Raw genomic sequence first — 3,398 nt, 5'->3', positions numbered from 1 at the left:
GCTGGGCCTGGCCCTGACCGCCTGTGCCAACGCGCCGCTGGGTGAACCCCGGTTCGGCGTCTTCCGGATGTGATGAGGGTGCCTGAGATGGTCGATGCGCGAGTACGGCGACGACCTGGTGCTGTGCGTCAACAACTTCTCCCGGTTCGCCCAGCCCACCGAACTCGACCTGCGCATGTACGACGGACGACACCCCGTCGAGCTGATCGGCGGGGTACGTTTCCCGGCGATCGGTGAACTGCCGTATCTGCTGACGCTCGGCGGGCACGGCTTCTACTGGTTCCGGCTCTCCCGGGCGGCGACCCGCGTCGGCCGGCGCCTCTGAGCCCGTACCCCTGCCGCCAAGAACCCCTGTGCCGAGGAAAGGACGCGTCACCATGCAGAAGACCGCAACTCCCCGCCCCAGACGCACCGTCGTCACCGGGACCATGGCCTCGCTCGCCGGACTGCTGCGGGAGTGGCTGCCCAGGCAGCGCTGGTTCGCGGGCAAGGACAGGCCCGTCACGGATCTCGCCCTGCTGTCCATGACCGAGCTGTTCCCGGGCTGTCTGCACCTGCTGATCCACGCCGGTCACTCGGGCGTGCCCGCGCCGGCCGGCGGCACGGCGGGCGGTGACTGCTACCAACTCCTGCTCGGCGTACGGGACCACCTCTCGCCCCGCCTCGGCCGGGCCCTCATCGGCCGTGCCGAGGAGGGCCCGCTGGCGGGTCTGACGGTGTACGACGCCCTCCAGGACCCGCGCTCGGCGCAGCTGCTCCTGGAGCGGCTGCGGCACCCCGGCACGGCGGGCCCGCTGCGGTTCGAGGCCGACCCGTCGGTGCGGGTGCCCGCCGGACTCGTGCCGCGGGTGCTGGAGGCCGAGCAGTCCAACTCCTCGCTGGTGTACGGCGATTCGTTCATCCTGAAGGTGTTCCGGCGGATCCAGCCGGGCGTCAATCCCGACCTGGAGGTGCCGGGCGCGCTGGCCGCGCAGGGCTGCAAGCGGGTGCCGGCACCGGTGGCGTGGATCCGGACGACGCACCCGCGCGAGGCGACGCTCGGGGTGCTCCAGCCGTTCCTCCGGGACGCGTCCGACGGCTGGACGCTCGCGCTGCACGCCCTCGCCTCGGGCGACGACTTCACCACCCAGGCACACGAGTTGGGACAGGCCACGGCGGACGTCCACCTCGCGCTCGCCTCGGCGTTCCCGGCCGGCGAGCACGGGGAGGCCGAGCGGACGGCGGCCGCGATGACCGAGCGCCTGGACTCCGCCGCGCACAACGTGCCCGCGCTGCGCCCGTATGTGCCCGGTCTGCGGACCGCCTTCGGCGCGCTCGTAGCGTGCGATCCGGGGCCACCGCCCCAACGCATCCACGGCGACCTGCACTTGGGCCAGGTGCTGCGGGCCGGCCGGGACTGGTTCGTCATCGACTTCGAGGGCGAGCCGTCCCGTCCGCTCGCCGAGCGGCGCAACCCCCACTCCCCCGTGCGGGACATCGCCGGCATGCTGCGCTCCTTCGACTACGCCGCCCGCCAGCGCCGCCCCTGGCGCCCGGAGTGGGCGCGCCGCTGCCGGGAGGCCTTCTGCGCGGGCTACGCGGCCCGGGCGGGCTGGGACCCGCGCAAGAAGCACGGGCTGCTGCGCGCCTACGAGACCGACCGGGCGGTGTACGAAGTCCTGTACGAGGCCAGGCATCGCCCGGACTGGCTCCCCGTACCCATGGCGGCGATCGAGCGTCTCGCCGTAAGAGGAGGCTGAAGCCGTGGCCCTGCGTGACACGTCACTCCCCGAGCCGTCCGGCCCGCTCACGCCGACGCCCGCACCGGCGCCGGACCCCGGCGAGCGCGAACGCCTGCTGTCCGGCACCCATCACGACCCGCACGGCGTGCTCGGCGCCCACCCGGTGCCGGGCGGCATCGCGTTCCGGGCGCTGCGTCCCTACGCCCGTGGCGTGAGTGTCGTCGTCGACGGGGAGCGCACGCGGCTGGCCTCGGAGGGCGACGGCCTCTTCTCCGGCGTACTGCCGCTCGACGCGATCCCGGCGTACACGCTGGTGGTGTCGTACGCGGAGGGGGAGCACGAGACGGAGGATCCGTACCGTTTCCTGCCCGCGCTCGGGGAGTTGGATCTGCATCTGATCGCCGAGGGCCGGCACGAGGAGCTGTGGAAGGCGCTCGGGGCCGAGCCGATGACTCATGTGGGGGTGACCGGGACCCGGTTCACCGTGTGGGCGCCGAACGCCCAAGGGGTGCGGGTCGCGGGGGACTTCACCTTCTGGGACGGGACGGCGCTGCCGATGCGGTCCCTCGGGTCTTCCGGGGTCTGGGAGCTGTTCGTGCCCGGGATCGGCGAGGGCGCGCGCTACAAGTTCGAGATCACGTCCCGGCACGGCGGCCGGTTCTTCAAGGCCGACCCGATGGCGCGCGCGACAGAGGTGCCGCCCGCGACGGCGTCCGTGGTCACGGCCGCGCACTACGAGTGGGGCGACGCGGACTGGATGGCGCACCGCGCCGACATCCCCGTGCATGAGGCGCCCTTCTCGGTCTACGAGGTCCATCTGCCGTCCTGGCGACCGGGACTGACGTACCGTCAACTCGCCGAGGAACTCCCCGCGTACGTCAAGGACCTCGGCTTCACCCACGTCGAGCTGATGCCCCTCGCCGAGCACCCCTACGGCCCCTCCTGGGGCTACCAGGTCACCGGCTTCTACGCGCCGACCTCACGCCTCGGCACCCCCGACGACCTGCGCCACCTGATCGACTCCCTGCACCGGGCCGGCGTGGGCGTGATCATGGACTGGGTACCGGCCCATTTCCCCAAGGACGACTGGGCGTTGGCGCGCTTCGACGGGGAGCCGCTGTACGAGCCGGGAGACTCGCGGCGGGCCGAGCATCCGGACTGGGGAACCTACGAGTTCGACTTCGGGCGCATCGAAGTACGCAACTTCCTGGTGGCGAACGCCGTGTACTGGTGCCAGGAGTTCCACATCGACGGGCTGCGGGTCGACGCGGTCGCCTCCATGCTCTACCTCGACTACTCGCGTGACTCGGGGCAGTGGACGCCCAACGTGCACGGTGGCCGGGAGGACTTGGACGCGATGGCGTTCCTCCAGGAGATGAACGCGACCGTGTACCGGCGGACGCCGGGCGTGGTCACCATCGCGGAGGAGTCGACCGCGTGGGGCGGGGTGACCCGGCCGACCGACACCGGCGGTCTGGGGTTCGGGCTGAAGTGGAACATGGGCTGGATGCACGACTCGCTCGACTACATGGCCCACGAACCGGTGCACCGCAAGTACCACCACAACGAGATGACCTTCTCGATGGTGTACGCCTACAGCGAGAACTACGTGCTGCCCATCTCGCACGACGAAGTCGTGCACGGCCAGCGGATCCAGCCCGTGCCGGAGACCGGGTT

2 protein-coding genes and 1 pseudogene are annotated in these 3,398 nt (G+C 71.7%); all 3 read left to right on the top strand.

What is annotated here, in order from left to right:
- Window positions 1–94: 94 nt before the first annotated feature.
- Window positions 95–325: pseudogene (locus ACWDR3_RS47500) on the top strand (alpha-glucosidase C-terminal domain-containing protein); the annotation flags it as partial.
- 52 nt (window positions 326–377) lie between these two features.
- Window positions 378–1,739 (top strand): maltokinase N-terminal cap-like domain-containing protein, encoded by a 1,362-nt coding sequence (locus ACWDR3_RS47495; RefSeq protein WP_450358910.1) that lies wholly within the window; start codon window positions 378–380, stop codon window positions 1,737–1,739.
- Window positions 1,740–1,743: 4 nt separating this feature from the next.
- A partial coding sequence (gene glgB / locus ACWDR3_RS47490; RefSeq protein ID WP_450358909.1) for a 1,4-alpha-glucan branching enzyme occupies window positions 1,744–3,398 on the top strand: 1,655 nt, incomplete at its 3' end.

The sequence above is a fragment of the Streptomyces sp. NPDC001002 genome, assembly GCF_053599215.1.
This window is presented reverse-complemented; position numbering and strand designations above follow the sequence as displayed.